General features: G+C 44.6%; 17 protein-coding genes and 1 riboswitch. Of the genes, 3 read left to right on the forward strand and 14 right to left on the reverse strand.

Annotated features, from left to right (window positions below; all coding sequences use genetic code 11):
* Nucleotides 1-46: 46 nt before the first annotated feature.
* From ACFWMP_RS04255 to ACFWMP_RS04290, 8 genes are all read right to left on the reverse strand, one after another.
* Nucleotides 47-1,219 carry a serine hydrolase domain-containing protein gene (locus ACFWMP_RS04255; protein ID WP_379422137.1) on the reverse strand — a complete coding sequence of 391 codons (1,173 nt, stop codon included), beginning with the start codon at nt 1,217-1,219 and terminating at the stop codon, nt 47-49.
* A 300-nt stretch (nt 1,220-1,519) separates the two neighbouring features.
* Nucleotides 1,520-2,368 carry a DUF6612 family protein gene (locus tag ACFWMP_RS04260; protein WP_379422139.1) on the reverse strand — a complete coding sequence of 283 codons (849 nt, stop codon included), beginning with the start codon at nt 2,366-2,368 and terminating at the stop codon, nt 1,520-1,522.
* A 117-nt stretch (nt 2,369-2,485) separates the two neighbouring features.
* Nucleotides 2,486-2,577: riboswitch (cyclic di-GMP riboswitch) on the reverse strand.
* Between the two features lie 209 nt (nt 2,578-2,786).
* Nucleotides 2,787-3,587, reverse strand: coding sequence for a Cof-type HAD-IIB family hydrolase (locus ACFWMP_RS04265; protein WP_042186870.1), 801 nt, complete (start codon nt 3,585-3,587; stop codon nt 2,787-2,789).
* 271 nt (nt 3,588-3,858) lie between these two features.
* Nucleotides 3,859-4,623 carry a pseudouridine synthase gene (locus ACFWMP_RS04270; RefSeq protein WP_379422141.1) on the reverse strand — a complete coding sequence of 255 codons (765 nt, stop codon included), beginning with the start codon at nt 4,621-4,623 and terminating at the stop codon, nt 3,859-3,861.
* Nucleotides 4,624-4,625: 2 nt separating this feature from the next.
* Nucleotides 4,626-6,152 (reverse strand): RsmB/NOP family class I SAM-dependent RNA methyltransferase, encoded by a 1,527-nt coding sequence (locus tag ACFWMP_RS04275; protein ID WP_339246927.1) that lies wholly within the window; start codon nt 6,150-6,152, stop codon nt 4,626-4,628.
* A gap of 102 nt (nt 6,153-6,254) precedes the next feature.
* Nucleotides 6,255-6,707 carry a DUF309 domain-containing protein gene (locus ACFWMP_RS04280; protein WP_379422143.1) on the reverse strand — a complete coding sequence of 151 codons (453 nt, stop codon included), beginning with the start codon at nt 6,705-6,707 and terminating at the stop codon, nt 6,255-6,257.
* A complete protein-coding gene (gene yjbM, locus ACFWMP_RS04285) occupies nt 6,697-7,509 on the reverse strand; it encodes a GTP diphosphokinase (RefSeq protein WP_042126350.1) in 813 nt (270 codons plus the stop codon). Before yjbM ends, ACFWMP_RS04280 begins: the two co-directional genes overlap by 11 nt.
* Nucleotides 7,510-7,539: 30 nt before the next feature.
* Complete coding sequence (locus ACFWMP_RS04290; protein WP_042186861.1) at nt 7,540-8,634, reverse strand: quinone-dependent dihydroorotate dehydrogenase; 1,095 nt, start codon at nt 8,632-8,634, stop codon at nt 7,540-7,542.
* 211 nt (nt 8,635-8,845) lie between these two features.
* Here ACFWMP_RS04290 and ACFWMP_RS04295 point away from each other — a divergent pair, with 211 nt between their 5' ends.
* Nucleotides 8,846-8,983 (forward strand): hypothetical protein, encoded by a 138-nt coding sequence (locus ACFWMP_RS04295; protein WP_167348489.1) that lies wholly within the window; start codon nt 8,846-8,848, stop codon nt 8,981-8,983.
* Here ACFWMP_RS04295 and ACFWMP_RS04300 read toward each other — a convergent pair.
* From ACFWMP_RS04300 to ACFWMP_RS04310, 3 genes are all read right to left on the reverse strand, one after another.
* Entirely contained in the window at nt 8,980-10,413 is a 1,434-nt protein-coding gene (locus ACFWMP_RS04300) for a L,D-transpeptidase family protein (RefSeq protein WP_379422146.1), read from the reverse strand. The two genes, ACFWMP_RS04295 and ACFWMP_RS04300, sit on opposite strands and share 4 nt — an antisense overlap.
* Nucleotides 10,414-10,547: 134 nt before the next feature.
* Nucleotides 10,548-10,790 carry a ferredoxin gene (locus tag ACFWMP_RS04305; RefSeq protein WP_042186857.1) on the reverse strand — a complete coding sequence of 81 codons (243 nt, stop codon included), beginning with the start codon at nt 10,788-10,790 and terminating at the stop codon, nt 10,548-10,550.
* A gap of 150 nt (nt 10,791-10,940) precedes the next feature.
* Entirely contained in the window at nt 10,941-12,272 is a 1,332-nt protein-coding gene (locus ACFWMP_RS04310) for a DNA polymerase IV (RefSeq protein WP_379422148.1), read from the reverse strand.
* A gap of 179 nt (nt 12,273-12,451) precedes the next feature.
* On the opposite strand from ACFWMP_RS04310, the gene cimA reads away from it, so the two are divergent.
* A complete protein-coding gene (gene cimA / locus ACFWMP_RS04315) occupies nt 12,452-14,071 on the forward strand; it encodes a citramalate synthase (protein WP_379422150.1) in 1,620 nt (539 codons plus the stop codon).
* Nucleotides 14,072-14,167: 96 nt separating this feature from the next.
* Here the strand turns inward: cimA and ACFWMP_RS04320 are convergent, their stop codons facing one another.
* Nucleotides 14,168-14,731 (reverse strand): TlpA family protein disulfide reductase, encoded by a 564-nt coding sequence (locus tag ACFWMP_RS04320; RefSeq protein ID WP_379422152.1) that lies wholly within the window; start codon nt 14,729-14,731, stop codon nt 14,168-14,170.
* Nucleotides 14,732-14,881: 150 nt separating this feature from the next.
* Between ACFWMP_RS04320 and ACFWMP_RS04325 the strand changes: the two genes are divergently transcribed.
* Nucleotides 14,882-15,364 carry a M67 family metallopeptidase gene (locus tag ACFWMP_RS04325; protein ID WP_052404236.1) on the forward strand — a complete coding sequence of 161 codons (483 nt, stop codon included), beginning with the start codon at nt 14,882-14,884 and terminating at the stop codon, nt 15,362-15,364.
* On the opposite strand, the gene ACFWMP_RS04330 is transcribed toward ACFWMP_RS04325, so the two are convergent.
* Nucleotides 15,346-16,095 carry an exonuclease domain-containing protein gene (locus tag ACFWMP_RS04330; RefSeq protein WP_379422155.1) on the reverse strand — a complete coding sequence of 250 codons (750 nt, stop codon included), beginning with the start codon at nt 16,093-16,095 and terminating at the stop codon, nt 15,346-15,348. The genes ACFWMP_RS04325 and ACFWMP_RS04330 overlap by 19 nt on opposite strands.
* Entirely contained in the window at nt 16,092-17,165 is a 1,074-nt protein-coding gene (locus tag ACFWMP_RS04335) for a DUF294 nucleotidyltransferase-like domain-containing protein (protein WP_379423499.1), read from the reverse strand. Before ACFWMP_RS04335 ends, ACFWMP_RS04330 begins: the two co-directional genes overlap by 4 nt.
* Nucleotides 17,166-17,204: the final 39 nt, after the last annotated feature.

The following is a 17,204-nucleotide window of genomic DNA, read 5'->3' on the forward strand; positions in this document are numbered from 1 at the left end:
TCACATCCTGCCTATCTTTGATATCTCACAACATATAATCTTATTCTTATTCGAGTCCGGACCAGATCACATTGTTTGTACCGAAAATCGCTCTACCGTCCCATATATTTTTATGAAAAGGGATATACCAAACGGCAATCAGCTGTTCAACCGGATCAACGACCAAAGAACAAGACCCCCATCCTTCATGAAAAAAAGTGCCTTCAGAATAAGATGTACTTTCATTATATCGAAGGTCTGGCCCAAGACCGTATGGTCTATCTGCTCCTCCATCTCCCCATGCGTAGTTTGGAAGTTTTTCAGAATTGAACCGCTTGGTCATTTTCTGAACAGCCATCCGACTTAAGATATGACCACCTTCGTATTCCCCATGGTTAAGCAGCATGATTCCGAACTTTTGTAGATCATTAACGGTTGAATACATTCCCCCACCAGTTCCGGGAGTCTTGATTTCTTCCTCAGACCTTTGTTCTTCATCCGTAATTTCCCCGTTTTGCAGCTTCTGAAGATATTCCTTGGCTTCTTCCGAACGAATAGCGATCCTACCAGCTTTCTCAGGCGGTATATCAAAGAAAGTATCTGTCATGCCTAACGGTTTTACAATGTTGTCCATTATGTAATCTTCTGCAATAACACCTGTTATTTTCTCGATAATTGCACCAAGAACCACGTATCCGAACGATGAATACATCCATTGAGTCCCTACCGGAAAACGAATACCATAGGAAAGTCCAGCTTTAATCCAGTTTTCTTTTCCAAGCTCTGATTCATAAATATACCACCATGCACTTTTATAGTAGGTATCACTTATAGTGCCATGATCAGGTGCGATGCCGGAGGTATGCGTCAGTAAATGAGCAATTGTAATCGGCTTAAAAGGATCGGCATCAAACTCCGGAAGAATAGAACTAACTGGCTGCCCCATAAAAATTTCACCATCATCTGCTAGCTGCCAGATCGCTGTTGCCGTAAACAGCTTAGTAATAGAAGCGATTCGAAAAATTGTATCCGTTTTCAAATCTTGGTCACTATTTTCTTCGTAACTGAAGCGTCCCCCCGCTCCATTAGCAAATATTTTTCCATAACGACTAAGAGAATAAATATAGCCATCGGCTACTTTCTTATTACAGAGATCCTCATAAAAATGATTAAGTGCCTCTAATCGGTCCTCCCTGTAATTCACTTCGTTCAGCTTGCTAAGCTCTGTGGATAATAACATTATTCGCACTCCCCCTATCAATCATTAAAAAGAATAGTAATTCTCAAAAATGTAAATTTACACCTAACCTATAATACCTTTTCAATATAATAGTTACAACATGATATTTCATACACTATTAAATTAATTCAGATTATTAATCACATAAATAGCATGTACTAAAATCCTAATAATTGGTAGGTCAATTTTATATTTATTTATTTTTTACATATCTCACTTCCTGTTGGCTACTGTCATGAATGGAGCAAAAAGCGCTGTTCTACTGAACAGCGCTTTTTACTCCATATGAAAACGACCTTATTATTCTAGTTCGGCGGGCTTTACAATGGTTGTACCTTTGTTATTCTTGGAATACTTAGCTTCGATTTTCGTGTTGTATGTATCCTTTTCTCCATCACTTATCAGCACATAACTCAGATCGACTGTCAGTTTTTCCGTCTGCCAGGTCTTAGTATTGACGAATAATTTCCACGTTACGCTTTTGGGTTGAACTGTCTCACCATCCCAGAGGTTCTCCTGGTCATAGAGCTTGATTATTCCCTTAGCTGCTGTCGGATCGGTTACCGTGAATTGCAGGACTGTCTGAGCACCAGCAGTGCTGACTTTCATAGATTTTTTATAACTTTTTACCGAATCAAGCATGGAAACAGGATCGTATTGACCTTTGGAGTAAAAAGAATCCCACTCCATCTTCTCCAGTCCAATCCAATACTGCGCATCAGGATCGATTGGCTCACCGTCATCGTCGTAACCTTCATCTTCAGATTCATCGATCAGTTCACTTCCGTCTACAAGATAGTAAAACTCCTTGTCATTGGCATATAGACTGTACGTTGTTTCTAAAAGACTACTATCAACGGTGCCGGCTGCAGCAAAATTCGGCAGTCGATTAATATCCAGCTTCAGTGTGTTAGTGTTGCTGATACGTACCCCACCGCTCTGAATATCCTGTTTTTTGATCACATCTAAGTGAAAATTCTTTATTGCTTTAGAGGCTGCCGTTACTTTGCTAATCATTTGATCCGCGGTTACTGCTGTTGTGGTAGCGGCAGACACGACTTCAGGATTAGACATCCATCTGATCGTTCCGGACAGCAATAAAGCACCTACTGCCAAACTAGTGCCTATTGTTTTGAAAAAACTGTTCATGTACTTCCCCTTTCGGCCCCTTGCGATAATGTAACGCCGTATAGGTCGAAATAATAAAAGAGCTCAAAATTGACTACATATTCTTAGAGCTATCCTTTATGCTTCATAAGACATCCCTATGGCGGCCTGGCGATCATTTCCTTCTGTAGAAAGGCTTTAGACCCATGGCTTTGTGTCATCATCTTTCGATGATTTTACCTTTAAAGCGGACATTCAATTAGTTTTAATTAGCTTACGGACGCATGTCCCACCGCTAATTTTATCATGGTTATAATTACCTGTAAACGACTTATCTTCCATTTCTATTCACCTGTCGATTTACTCGTATCCTTATGTCAACGTAAAAAAAAAAGCATAAAACAGGACTCCAGTCCGCTTTATGCTTTGCATCTAAAATTATTTTACAGGATCAAAAAGATTAGGATAAACAATATTTAACCAGCGCATCACGCACACCATGCTCATTGTTCGAACCCGTAACAGCATTCGCTGCCGCTTTTACCTCTACAGGAGAATTATCCATCGCCACGCCCATCCCCGCATAGGTAAGCATAGAAATATCATTAAAATAATTACCGATTGAGAGGACTTCTTCTTGCGGAATTCCCAGCTTCACAGCGAGATTTCTTAATGCGTTTCCCTTAGAAGATTCGGGATGCATCAAATCAACGAAAAATTCACCACTCCGCAAAATATTGTACTCAGGAGCCCAAGTACGCCATTCACGTTCAGCTTCGTCAAGGATTTCTGGCTGTGTAAATACAGTAAACTTAACAACCGGTTCACGGAAATCTTCCCATGCGGGCAGCGTCGCTGGCACAATACGGAAGTGCTCATACATATAATTAGCTTCTTTAGTCAGATTCTCTACATTATCAACATACATATCAAAAGCAGTATTCACATCATAATGAATATTGTGCTTACGGCAATAGTCAATATAGGGGTCAAGACCACGTGCATCCATACCATATTGATGCAGCACTTCTCGATCTTCCACTCGTACCGTCGCTGCTCCATTGTGACCAAGCACGTAACCAGTCAGCCCCATTTCCTCCATGAAAGGAATCGAGTTCTGTGGACTGCGTCCCGTACACAATACGATTTGACCGCCAAGACGTGTAACCTCAGCAATAGCTTCCTTATTCTCAGAGCTTAAGTGGTGATCATCATTTAATAGCGTACCGTCCACATCTAGTGCAATCAGTTTGTATCTCATACTCCACCATCCTTGTCTTTCTTTTTCTATATATAATTGAACTTGAGGCTTTTTGTGTTAAGTGTCAGTGGCAACTATGGTGAATGTTTGGACTTCCAGCCGCTGTTGTTTCCAGATTTCTTAATTTATACCGTTTAAAAGCGGATGAAATCCGGAAACAAAGGCGGTCGCTATCGCTCTTACAGTTCCAAAATTCCCCTCCGTCTCTCCCTTCTCTTATCCCAAGTTTCCAAATTCAATATATATATCAATTTATATATCATTTTCTCTACTATCCTTCTGACCCATCTGCGCCTAAGAGTGCCAGTTCCTCTAACGTCAGTTCCCGACAAGCTCCAAGCGGCAGACTTTCATCCAGCTTCAATTCTCCCATAGATACACGTTTCAGAAAAGTGACTTTTTTGCCTACCGCCTGAAACATACGCTTCACCTGATGAAATTTCCCCTCAGTGATGATAAGTGAAATATGGGAAATCACTTTGCTGCCGCGCTCTATTCCAAGAATGGTTAAGTGTGCAGGTAAAGTAACGTAGCCATCTTCCAGCTCCACCCCTGCTGCAAAAGCCGCGACATCATCCGCGTCTACATCGCCCTCGATGGTTGCCTCGTACGTTTTCGGGACATGCTTACGTGGCGACAGCAATTCATGGGCAAGCTTCCCATCATTAGTGATCAGCAGCAGCCCCACAGTATCCTTATCTAGCCTTCCTACAGGAAACGGTTCAAACTGTGCATACTCGTGCTTTAAAAGATCCAAAACCGTCCGATCCCGCTTGTCCTCCGTAGCTGACAGGACACCCGGGGGTTTGTTCATCATAAGATATATGAATTCACGGTAGGTAACAACCTCTCCCCCTACCTCTATTTTATCGGCATAAGGATCCACATGGAACCCACTATCTTTTACCACGGTCCCGTTCACCAATATTAAGCCTTGTTTAGCTTGTTTACGGATATCACTGCGCGACCCCACTCCAATATGGGACAACACTTTATCTAATCGTTGTTTTTTGGCGGGCTTACCTGATTGGCTCATTGCTACATCCACCTCCAGCCTGCGGGATATTCGTTCTTGAGTATGCCATCCTGCCACTTACCCCAGCCTGCGCTGTAGCCATCAATGCAGACCAGAACGTATCCCTTTTGGGCACTTCCTATTCTAATAGAGAGACGTTCTTGAGAAATCGACAACGTCTCTCCTTTAAGATAGGAAATAGCTTCATGATTCGTACTGGAGAGTGAGACACTTCGGCAGCTTTCTTCCGGATGCAAAGCTGTAGCCATTGGATGCCCTGGAATAAATCTTCCGTTACGGATTTGTCCTACATACCATCCCGGACGGATCGTCTTTAATCCATTTAGTCTTTCCTTAGGAAGTGGAGAAATGTACAGATGGTCACCGAACAGAACCGGATATCCTTGCGGTTCCCAACCAAGCTGATCTCGCACAAAATTTCCATACGCAGTCAAAGCTTGCTCGTCACCTGAAACTTGCCGACCACGGTCAGCGCCACCAGTAGGTTTGTGAGAGGGTTTCCCTTCTTTCCCTCGTCTTCCTTCTGATTTATTGGATGATTTAACGTGTGCTGCACTTTTTGGAGTAGTAGTTCTTGCTCTTGCAGATTCGTTTAACTTGACCTCTAAGTGATCACGTTCCTCCATTGAGCGCTTAGTTCCCCCATGTTGCAATACAGCCATGAAATGTCCTTCGCCTTTCACCTTATGCGGCCACAGTCTTGCTGTACCTGAGAGTTCTCCGAAGCCAGGAGCGAATGAGCCTGTACCTCCTACCGTCACCACTGAGAATTGTGGATGTTCAGAAATAAACTCGGCTATAATTTCCTCATTTTCTTCTGTAGCAAAGGTACAGGTGGAATAGACAAGTGTACCTCCCGGTGCCAATGCTGTTGCAGCAGAACGTAAAATATCCCGCTGCATGGAAGCATATTTGGCAGGTGTACCTGAATCCCACTGCTTCACCATGTCTTCATCTTTACGGAACATCCCTTCACCAGAGCAGGGAGCATCAATCAAGATCTTGTCAAAAAAAAGCGGGAATGCAGCCGCGATATGATCTGGACTTTCGTTCAGTACAATACCATTACGAACCCCATACAGCTCCAGATTTTTAGCTAGAGCTTTAGTCCGTTCTGGATGAAGATCATTACTAACCAGCAATCCTTTACCTAACAGCTTGGCTGAAATCTGCGTAGATTTCCCCCCAGGGGCGGCACATAAATCAAGTACACGATCACCTGGTTCAATATTAAGCAATTCCACAGGTGCCATCGCACTCGGCTCTTGAATGTAATATAAACCTGCGTGGTAATGAGGATGTTTACCAGGTCTAGCCCCATTCTCTGTATAAAATCCTGTCGGACACCAAGGAATGGGCTCCAGTCCTAAAGTAGAAAGAGCCTTTAAGCTCTCCACGGAAATCTTCAAGGTGTTAACACGGACGCCTCCGTATGGGGTTTCCTTATAAGAATCCGCAAATTGATTATAATCTGTTCCCAGCATGTCCATCATACGCTCGCTGAAAGAACTGGGCAATTGTGCCGCCATGATGCCGTCCTCCTGATAGTATTGCAAAAATTTAGGTGTTTAAAGATTCAAGGAACACCCCTACGGGTGTCCCTTATACAATACTCATATATAGAGGATCTTTTACTTACGATGAAAGGATGTCGGTCTCTGAGGACCACGTCGTTGAGGGTTATTCGGTGTGATAGCTACAGCTGCATTCTCCACTTGGTCCGCTAGACTCGGATCAACAATCTCTATGGTCAGATCGTAATAAGAAAATGGCCGCTCATCATATGATGCTAAGCGCCGAACATAATCTTTCACTTCCTCCACGAGTTTCGCCAGATTAATACCGAGTGTCGCTGCCGGATATTCTTCCAGTTTGGCAGAAGCACCACTCAGCATAATAGCTGCACCGCGCACATTCTGATTGCGAAAATGGTATAACCCTACCGCTACTTGAAGAAGTGCTTTGTACAAAGGATTTCGGTCCTGGGCAAGCCACAGTTCTTCGAGCACCTCGTGACATTCAAAATAATCCCTGTCACGATTAAAGTACACTAGGTATTCCAAGTACAATGGTTCATAAGCCATCCGGCAAACTATCCTTTTTAGCTGCGGAAAGGAGTCCCCGCACATGATCTAGAAGTTCCTTCATCGCTTCCATATCCTGAACCTGCCATATTTCGTTAAAGCGAGCCTGCGTATCTATAGCCTCATTCACCAAGTGATAGAAATACAATTGATGAATGGCCTTGAGAATCTGAGTGGTCATATTCGAGTTTTCCTCGAATGTCTTCTGTGCTTCCAGAATCTCTTCCCGAATACTGGACATTTCACTGTCGAGGATCGATGCTGCTTCAGCTGCCGTCTTTAGTCGAACACGCATTTCATCGGGTAGACTCTCCCGATATTTATAGTTCAGGGAATGCTCTATGGTAGCCCAGAAATTCATAGCTAGCGTACGAATTTGGATCTCCGCGAGCACAATTTTCTGGCCAAGCGCTGTTTGCACAGGATATTTAATAATCATATGGAAGCTGCGGTAGCCGCTCTCTTTATAATTAGTGATGTAATCCTTCTCATAGAGTACTTCAAGATCCTTACGGGCCCGGATATATTCGGCCACTCTGCGGATATCCTCCACGAATTGGCACATGATCCGAATTCCTGCAATGTCTTCAATCCCCGTCTCCAGATCTTCCATCTTCACATTCAGCCGTTTAGCCTTTTCCAGAATGCTTGACAGCCGCTTTACACGCCCCGTTACGAATTCTATCGGCGTGTATTCCTCTCTTTTCTTCAACTCCGAACGCATTGTTTTGAATTTAACTTTCAATTCTTCCACAGTCTGTTCATATGGAAGCAAAAAAGTTCCCCAGTCCCTGCCGTCCATCGCCTTCGTCCTCCTGTCCTTTCGTCTCCTTCAGTGATGATCAGCGCCCACTGCTTCAGAGATATGACTGAATCCATCCCGCCGTAATAGCTGCCGTAATCCGGCATGCAATTTGCGGTTAACCTCCGGTCCTTCGTAAATGAGAGCTGTATAAATTTCGACCAGACTCGCACCTGCTCTTATCTTGTCATACGCATCCTGACTGGTGAAAATGCCGCCTGATCCTATGATCGGCATCTTCCCTTCCGTCTGGCGATAAATACTGCGAATGATCTCCGTTGAGCGGTCCCGCAGCGGTTTGCCGCTTAAGCCCCCCGTCTCATTAGCCTTTTCATGACTAAGTCCATCACGGTTCAATGTAGTATTCGTAGCAATAATACCATCCATACCAGCTTCTGTCAGTGTCTGAACCATATACTCTAGCTCTTCATCAGTTACGTCTGGTGCTATCTTAACCAACAAGCTTTTGGTAATCCCGGTCGCTTTACGCTGAATCTCCATTTCTTCCTTCACTTGAGCCAGCAGGAACGATAATTCACTGCCATGCTGGAGATTGCGAAGACCAGGTGTATTCGGCGAGCTGATATTGACCACAAAAAAATCACCGTACGGATAAAGCGTACGGATGCACTGACGATAGTCTTCATGAGCCGCTTCATTACTAGTTATCTTATTCCGGCCAATATTAACTGCTATAGGAATTCTCCGATTCTTTAATTTCTTCAGACGCTGTGCCATAGCATCAGCCCCTTCATTATTGAAGCCCATTCGATTAATCAGCGCTTCATCCGAAGGAAGACGGAACAAACGAGGGCTATCATTACCCGGTTGACCCTTAGGGGTAACCGTGCCCACTTCCATAAATCCAAACCCGATCGAAGAGAATCCGACTACCGCATCGGCATTTTTATCTAAACCTGCAGCAAGTCCAACTGGCGTCGGGAAATGCGTGCCGAACAGATCAACCGCTAAATCCGCCGTTTCAGGAACTCCGTACATTAAACGTAGCGCCGCGCTTCCACCTGGCACTGATGACGATTTATCCAATCCACCTATGACGAGATGGTGAGCCTTCTCGGGATCAATCTTGAAAAAAATTGGTTTACCAAAATTACGATACAACACCGTTCTCGCTCCTTAAGGGGTACTTCACTAATCCACGTGTCTACCCGTTTCTGTAGGTTTCTTCTTAATTTTAGCCTTTTCTTGAACAAAAGAAAAGTATTTTACAGTGCGAGTATGTTGAGTACATAACGCAGAGTATAGTAATTTTGTTGTAAACGCATTACAATATAGGTGTAATCAGCGATTAAGAGAGAAAGAAGGTATGCCCAATATGTCTACTAAACGTAAACCACCAACTTTGCAGCAAAAGAAAGAAGAAGTTAACCGTAAAGCGCTAATGTGGATTGGCGTCAGTTTAACTTTACTAATTCTTCTAATCATCGTTCTGTTTATCGTTGCAGGAAACTAATTCAGCCAGTGGTATACTTTGTGGGGGTTGGTCTGATCATGCTTAGCAGTAGAGCTGAAGCGTTTAGCCGGCACAAGCTGCTTTTCAGGCAGAACCCCTTTACTAATCACTACTGTTGTACCTTTAGGAATCAGCGCGAAGAGCTCCTCCACATCTTCTCGGCCCATTCGAATACATCCAAGGGATTCATCCTTACCAACACTGTCAGGCTCATTCGTGCCATGAATAGCATAATTACTGTCCGAAAGCTGAAGCCCCCTGCTACCGAAATCCCCATCATCTCGACCATTTGGATTGACGACTTTATCTGTAATCACGAAATTCCCCTCTGGTGTCTTATCTCCGCCAAGTCCTACCGCATAATTTCGTAGAATAATAGAACCGCTGACTACCGCCAACCGGTGATTTTGTTTATCCACAACGACCCTCAGCGGCTGATCAAAAAAAGGAACGTCACTCGCAACACTTCCACTCACACTTAATGCTGTCGGTATAGTCCTCACACCATCGTTAGATGAGTTTGAAGGCTCCGCTATGTCTTCTGTTCCCGGTGCCATCTTGTTCTTAGCCACCGCTTTAAGAGGGCTGAATTCCCGCTTCATGACGGTTGTCGTCCCACCTATCCAGTTCTCAGGAAAAGATCCCGTCAAATCCGCTAATGTATCTGGAAGCTTCCCTTTAGCATCTTGATAAGCCCGGATTGCACTCCATAGTGTGGCAAGCTCCTCTTGGTCACCCTGCCATTCTGCTCCATCCTTGGTGAGTTGCCCTTGCTCTGGCGGCTCACATGCACATGCCTTAGGATCGTAAGACTGATATACCATCCGTCCCTTTCCATTCTTTTGCAGTGTGAAATTTAGCGGAAGCTTTTCTTTCCAGAGCAGCCATTTCCCCTCTCGCTCCATCCCTAACGCAGCAGCTTCAAAAGGTTCTTTACGCATTAGCATTTTCGCCATTAACTTTCCTTGCGAAGCCTCAGTTGCATTTTCTTGCGCTGTATACATCACTTTTTTCGCCTCAATAACTGGCTCTTGGACGGAGTCTTTTGGATCTGGCAGATCTTTGACTTCTGGAGCTGCCGTGTCTTGAAGGACTTCTTGTTCTTCAGTAACACCAATACCCGGAGCCACTGCTGAAGGTACCATTAACAGTATAAGAAGCATTAGCGCCAGTGATATGTATCTCAATCTTTGTTGGCCGCGCTCACGCTGGCGACTCGCTTGTAGCAATCCATCTTCGTATTCGCGCAGCATTTCAGCAGGTACCTTACTATGCTCGAAAGCCTCATACACTTCACCAGCCTGATTGAAGCAATAATTAGCTTTTCCATGTTGACCGTTCTTATAGTATTCCTTCCCCAGCAAGTACCATGCCATTTTGTTATCTGGGTGCATCTGTACATATGCTTTGAGGTGCTGTGAGTTCTTCATCGGAACCTCCGAGAGTTTATAATTCCTACTTTATTAATATCGGTCAGACACAGCAAAAAAGACATCCCTAGCCGAACAAAATGTTCGCAGAAGATGTCTTTATCTGGTGTCGCACGTTACTCTTTATCGAGTAATTAACCTTCTTTGTTAAAAGGTTCGTCCGCAATTTTAATGGAGTCGGTTGGGCAACCATCACAGGAATCTTGGAGATCATCAAACAAATCGTCCGGAATCGCTGTCACACCGCAGTTTCTGTCATTTTCGTAAATAACTTCTGCCAAACCTTCGTCATCGTAATCAAAAATATCAGGAGCCGTTGCGCCACATGCACCACAAGCGATACAAGTGTCTTTTTCGACCCAAGTGTACTTAGCCATTTTTTTCTCTGCCTCCCGTTAAGCAATGCTGCGCTGTTGAACCAGCGTCTTATTTTTCTCATATTAATATAAAAAGAATACAATTTCAATTGATTTTCAATACGTTTGCATTTCTGACGCATTCTATAGTATCAATTTCGACACGTTTTATCAATCTTTATCTGACTCAACAGACAACAGATTATCCTTTTGCAGTGAGGTGCCTCGTTCCTTATGATTACGTAGCCTTGCAGAATGGGTGTCACTTAACATCCCAGCGGTCAAAACTGCATTTTCACCAAACTTATTGCGAAGCATATCCATGGCCTTGGTCAGTGACTCTTTCTTAGGCTGCTGTTCGTAATCGAACAAATCCAACTGTATTGCAGAATCCTCTTTAGCGATCAATCCTTGCAAGGTCACACCAAGCAGTCGAACAGGCTTCTCACCATTCCAATGTCGAACATAAAGATCACAGACAGACTTGTAGATATCTTCTCCACTCTCTGAAGGCGCCTCAAGCTGCCGCGAACGAGTAATGGTCTTCATATCCGGTGTCCGAATGGTAAGCTGCACACCTGAAGCCACAAGCCCTTGCTTTCGCAAGCGCCGCGCTACCTGATCACTTAGATTCAGCAAAATGGGGCGTACCTCGGCAAGGCCAATAACATCCCGCGGCAGTGTAGTGGTGTGTCCGATCGACTTACTTTGCTCTCGCTCAGGATTTACTATCCCATGATCGATGCCGTTCCCTGCACGCTTTAGCCATGAGCCCATAACTCCAAAATTCTCAACCAGCATTTTCTCATCAGACGCCGCTAATTGACCAATGCTGTAAATTCCCAGCTTACGGAGCTTCTCTGCCGTTTTTCCACCGATACCGAACATTTCATTACATGGCTTATCCCATAAAATCTTAGGTACATCCCGCAGCCGCAGCACCGAAATACCATTTGGCTTTTTTAAATCCGAAGCCATCTTCGCCAGGAGCTTATTTGGAGCAATACCAATGGAGCATGGCAAGCCCAATTCTTCCATTATACGGCGCTGAATAGTTTCCGCAATTTCCATAGGCGTACCGAATTGCCTGGAGCCAGTTATATCTAAGTAACATTCATCTATCGACACTGCTTCCAGTAATGGTGTATAGCTATAAGCAATCTGCATAAACGCATTAGAATATTTGCGGTATAAATGGAAGTCCGGCTTAATAACGATAAGCGATGGACAAATACGTAGCGCCTTCTGAACCTGCATACCCGTCGAGATCCCCAATCTGCGGGCGACATACGAACAAGTAACAATAATCCCTTTCCGTAATTCAACGCTACCCGCAACCGCAGTAGCCTTACCTCTGAATTGGTCAGGATCCTCTGCCTCATGTACCGAGCAATAAAAAGCATTCATATCCACATGCAGGATAACCCTGCCACTCGTTGGATAATACTGATTAACATTCTGCACAATATCTACCTTCTTATCCTCAGGGTCTCTATTGTCCAATTTAGAATACCTCTCCGCTGCGGTTAGGTCAACTTAAGAGGCTGTAAAGTTCTTTGTTACATTCCCGCGTAAAAATGCTATAATGTATAAATTCATTTCCCTTGCCAATGCTTCCGATGTGAGTTTTGCACGAAGTGAATCCGGAAGACGAAGCTTACAAAACTTTTAGGAGGACACTCATGTCTAAGTCCATCTCCATCTTCGATACTACATTACGCGACGGCACCCAAGGTGAAGGCATCAGTCTGTCGGCTGACGACAAGCTGAAGATTGCCAAGAAGCTCGATGATCTGGGTGTGCACTATATTGAAGGTGGCATCCCGGGAAGCAACAATAAAGACATTGAATTTTTTAAAAGAGTCAAGGAGCTTCATCTGAACGCCAAAATCACAGCGTTCGGCAGCACACGGCGGAAGAATTCCTTGGCCGAAAACGATGACAATTTAAAACGTATGATTGATGCAGGAGTTCCTGCTGCTACACTCGTCGGAAAATCTTGGGATTTTCATGTACACACTGCATTACAGACTACGCTTGAGGAGAATCTCGCCATGATTGGCGACTCCATATCCTACTTGAAACGCAAAGGCCTTGAAGTGATTTTTGATGCCGAGCATTTCTTTGATGGATACAAGAACAATCCTGAATATGCAGCAGCCGTTCTGTCCAAAGCCCAGGAAGCCGGAGCAGATTGGCTTGTAATGTGCGATACCAACGGTGGAACATTGCCTTTTGAAATTCATGAGATTGTTACCGCTCTGGCTGGGCAGCTACCTGGAGCAAATCTTGGAATTCACACTCACAATGACTGTGAGCTGGCGGTAGCTAATACACTTAGCGCCATCGGTGCTGGAGCACGGCAAGTTCAAGGTACCATTAATGGTTACGGTGAACGATGCGGCAATGCCAACCTATGTTCCATCATCCCTACCCTTCAGCTCAAAATGGGATACCACTGTATTCCTGGTGATTCTTTACCGCAGCTTACGAACACAGCACGCTATATTAGTGAAGTTGCCAATGTTAATCTGCCGGTAAATCAACCTTATGTCGGAAATGCAGCTTTCGCACACAAAGGTGGAATCCATGTCTCCGCTATCATGCGTGATTCACGGACCTATGAGCACATCGCTCCTGAGCTTGTCGGGAATAAACAACGTGTGCTGGTCTCTGAACTGGCTGGACAGAGCAATGTGCTCTCCAAGGCGCAAGATATGGGTTTGAATTTGGATCCAAGCAGCGAGCAAGCTCGCCGGGTGATCGAGAAGATCAAAACGATGGAGCATCAGGGGTATCAATTCGAGGGTGCCGATGCCTCGCTGGAGCTATTGCTTCGGGAAGCTACTGGCGAGATGAACGAAACCTTTACCTTTGAATCCTTCAAGATGTTAGTCGAAAAAACCGCAGAGCATCCAGTTGTATCTGAAGCCTTCGTTAAACTGAAGGTTGGCAATGAGAACCTTTATACCGCTGCTGAAGGTAACGGTCCGGTCAATGCACTCGACAACGCTCTTCGTAAAGCGCTGCAGACCTACTTCCCGCAATTGAAGGAAATGCATCTATCAGACTATAAAGTCCGTGTTATAGATGAACAGGATCAGACTGCTGCGAAAGTACGGGTATTGATTGAATCCAAGAACTTCACAGACACTTGGAGTACGGTAGGCGTCTCCAGTAACGTCATTGAAGCCAGCTGGGAAGCGCTTGTTGACAGTATGCGCTACGCACTTCTGAATCAACTCTCGCTGGAAAATGAACAGTCTGGAAGTACTGAACCTAGAGGCCTGGTGAATCATTAATTCATACCTTTCATAAGCATTCATATGACGAAGAACCCCCTTCAACAGTTTAACTGTAATGAAGGGGGCCTTTTATAATTCTTTGGTGTAGATCCTTTATGATTCGGTAAGCTTGATAATTTTTTTCTCCAGCTCTTCCGGACTAAGAATGCCCAGAATAATCTCTGAGATCACTCCATTCTTATCAATAAGCACATTGGTAGGAAATACTGCTCCGTTATATTTGCTGTACACCTCATCTTTCACATCAAACATAACCGGGAACACAAGACCGTATTTCTTAATAAAACGTTCTGCATTGGGTTTATAATCCTGACTACTCACATTAATACCGTAAATATCTAGAACATCCTTATACTTAGTGGCCATGGTGTTAAGCTCCGGAGCTTCCTCCTTGCAGGGATCACACCACGAAGCCCAGAAATTAACGAGGACTGCCTTCTCTCGTGGTCCGTCAACTACATATGTAGCCCCATCCGTTCCTTGGAGTGAAAATGAGGGAGCGAGCAGTCCAGCCTTGGGTCCTATTTTCATTGGCGGCTCATCTTGTTGTCCAAAAACAGCGGTAGCCTTCGGCTCACGATTATGCCACACCGCAAACACAGCTACACATACAATAAGAATCACTATCGTGATATTCAATTTATTTACTGCTTTCATAGGGATCTGTTCCTTTTCGAATGGAATAGTTTTCTACTATTGTACCCTCATTAACTTCAATTTCAAACCATCCATTTTTTAGACAAAAAGAAAAATAAAAAGAGGGTATCGTCAGCGACGAAACCCTAATGAAGAGAGAGGGGTGAACAAATGGCAGCATTACAGGGAAATGTCCAGCCTATAAGACTGAAATATTCCGTACAGCAAGCACTGGGGAAGCACTTGCTGTCCAGTTACCCGCATGAAGCATGCGGTGTCCTGCTGGGTGCTGCCGCAGCGGGTGGCATGCTCATCGATACTTACGTACCTATGCGCAACGTAGCGCCAGACCCGCTGCACACATTTGCTCCCCACCCTGAAGAGTGGATTCATGTTCTTTACAATGAGCCGACACTCATCGGTTTATTTCATTCCCACCCAAATTCAGAACCTGTACCTTCGGTTGCCGATTATAAAGGATTAGCAGCACTTGGATCTGAATTTAAGGTCTACCTTATTGGTTCTCCCAGAACTGAAGATGGCTGCTCTCCATTTCTGAATGGATTTTATATTGAGCGGTATTCTAATGAACAAGGAACATCTTTCCCTTTCCCTGAACTATCTCATGCCCCGCTTCACGTTCTACTTAAATAAGCATATAAATCGCCTAAGGTATCTACTTGGCCCCGCTCCGAAATTTCGCGAAGATAAGTCACCCACAGCTGGGCTGTCATTTTGGCATCCTCTAATGCATTGTGACGTCCATGAATCGGAATTTCATGGACAAATAACAGTTCATCGAGTGTATAGTTATTTCGCTGCGGCTCGAGCCAACGTGCAAGCATCATCGTGTCCAGCACCCGGTGTGTAAGCTGAACTTTAGAAGTTCTCCATAGCGCGGCATTGAGAAAAGCTTTATCATGCGAGCTTGCATGTGCCACTAGCACATTTTGCCCCACAAAGGACATGAAATTATGAAGGCCATCAATTAAGGAAGGAGCGGACCCAGTCATCTCTTCCGTTATCCCTGTTAACCTCGTAATATCTTCTGGAATTGCCGTCTGACAATTCACCAAGGTGTAAAAGCATTCATCTTCCTTAATTTCCTCTCCAACAACCTTAATTGCACCAAACGACATAATTTCATCTCCATGCTGATGAGAAAATCCCGTCGTCTCTAAATCAAATATAACCGTCTCCAGTTCAGACAGCGGAGTACGCAGCACCTCAGGACGACGCTTCTCACGCATGAGAGATCGGATATAGGCCATTTGCTGCGCAGTCTGATGAGCAGTTTCTCCCCCTCTCATCGAAGCGATTGCCGACGGCATTCCACCTTGTCTCAGGTTGTTCCAGAATCCTCCATTCTTGCTTGGCTCCCTCATGTTCGCCACCTTTCCGCTGAGCGGAGCTGACGCTGCAACGCCCGATGAAGACGTCTAACAAGCAGCAGACTTTCACGCAGCTCAGACAACAGCTGCTTATTCTTCAGTTCACTCTCAGCAATATAATCACTGCTGATTAACAAGCCATTCTGGACACTAAATGGCGTGTTCACTCGCATCCGCATCGCCAACAAGAAAGCCTGTCGAATATCATCCAAATGTTGATACTTGTGAAGCCTTTCAAGCTCTTCAATCCGCTCTAAGGTCGAGCTAGCTCTAATACCATGCAATAATGACAAGCGTCTAACAATATTCACTAAAGGGATATAGACTCCATACTTAATGTCAAATCCACCTGCATAATCCCCAAAGCGCTCTGTTAACACCTGTCCCAGCAGATTTAAAGTCGCTTTATGGCGGACTGTATTGCGAAGAACAGCCACAGACAACTCCTCATTGTCAATAAAACCCTCATAAAAAGCCTCTTGCCACAATGCTGATAACTCCTTACTTCCCGCAACATGGCGCATATCTGAAGAAATGATAAGATACCGAATTGGCTCCCATTCCAACTGGGTTCTCCATTCCTTCAGCTGCTCCTTCCATTCCGATAACGTCTTCCTCCACATCCCTTGGGAGCACATTACTTTGCCTGCACATTTCTCATATCCCACTTCTTCAAGCAGATCGGATAACATCATTCCAAAAAATTCAAAGTATCTATTCTTCTCCCCATCCGGTTCACCCTCAACGATCAAACCATTATCCTGATCGCTCCACAGTGTAGCTTCCTGCCTTCCACTACTGCCAAACACAATAAAGGAATAAGCACAGGGAGGCGGGCCATAGCCCGCCTCTTTCATCTGCGCCTCACATATTAGTACTGCAGTCTCTGCAATAAGATCATGCATTGTATTCACACGAAACATCCATTCCTCAATCGGAATTACATTCAACTGTTCCAGTAGAATACTTTGGCAGGCAATTCGCCTCTCCCTAAGTTCCTGTGGCGAACCGGCTAAAACGATGGCCCTAAAGCTTTCTTCATCATACCCGTCTGTTAACTCCATCGAAGCCACACGGTCCGCCTCCCTATCTGAGGATTCATA

Source organism: Paenibacillus sp. NPDC058367 (genome assembly GCF_042723305.1).
GTDB lineage: Bacteria > Bacillota > Bacilli > Paenibacillales > Paenibacillaceae > Paenibacillus_AQ.

What these genes read in the sequence shown, in the direction of transcription:
- ACFWMP_RS04255 (WP_379422137.1), bottom strand. Translation starts at nt 1,219, where the DNA reads ATGTTATTATCCACAGAGCTTAGCAAGCTGAACGAAGTGAATTACAGG.
- ACFWMP_RS04260 (WP_379422139.1), bottom strand. Translation starts at nt 2,368, where the DNA reads ATGAACAGTTTTTTCAAAACAATAGGCACTAGTTTGGCAGTAGGTGCT.
- ACFWMP_RS04265 (WP_042186870.1), bottom strand. Translation starts at nt 3,587, where the DNA reads ATGAGATACAAACTGATTGCACTAGATGTGGACGGTACGCTATTAAAT.
- ACFWMP_RS04270 (WP_379422141.1), bottom strand. Translation starts at nt 4,623, where the DNA reads ATGAGCCAATCAGGTAAGCCCGCCAAAAAACAACGATTAGATAAAGTG.
- ACFWMP_RS04275 (WP_339246927.1), bottom strand. Translation starts at nt 6,152, where the DNA reads ATGGCGGCACAATTGCCCAGTTCTTTCAGCGAGCGTATGATGGACATG.
- ACFWMP_RS04280 (WP_379422143.1), bottom strand. Translation starts at nt 6,707, where the DNA reads ATGGCTTATGAACCATTGTACTTGGAATACCTAGTGTACTTTAATCGT.
- yjbM (WP_042126350.1), bottom strand. Translation starts at nt 7,509, where the DNA reads ATGGACGGCAGGGACTGGGGAACTTTTTTGCTTCCATATGAACAGACT.
- ACFWMP_RS04295 (WP_167348489.1), top strand. Translation starts at nt 8,846, where the DNA reads ATGTCTACTAAACGTAAACCACCAACTTTGCAGCAAAAGAAAGAAGAA.
- ACFWMP_RS04300 (WP_379422146.1), bottom strand. Translation starts at nt 10,413, where the DNA reads ATGAAGAACTCACAGCACCTCAAAGCATATGTACAGATGCACCCAGAT.
- ACFWMP_RS04305 (WP_042186857.1), bottom strand. Translation starts at nt 10,790, where the DNA reads ATGGCTAAGTACACTTGGGTCGAAAAAGACACTTGTATCGCTTGTGGT.
- cimA (WP_379422150.1), top strand. Translation starts at nt 12,452, where the DNA reads ATGTCTAAGTCCATCTCCATCTTCGATACTACATTACGCGACGGCACC.
- ACFWMP_RS04320 (WP_379422152.1), bottom strand. Translation starts at nt 14,731, where the DNA reads ATGAAAGCAGTAAATAAATTGAATATCACGATAGTGATTCTTATTGTA.
- ACFWMP_RS04325 (WP_052404236.1), top strand. Translation starts at nt 14,882, where the DNA reads ATGGCAGCATTACAGGGAAATGTCCAGCCTATAAGACTGAAATATTCC.
- ACFWMP_RS04330 (WP_379422155.1), bottom strand. Translation starts at nt 16,095, where the DNA reads ATGAGGGAGCCAAGCAAGAATGGAGGATTCTGGAACAACCTGAGACAA.
- ACFWMP_RS04335 (WP_379423499.1), bottom strand. Translation starts at nt 17,165, where the DNA reads ATGGAGTTAACAGACGGGTATGATGAAGAAAGCTTTAGGGCCATCGTT.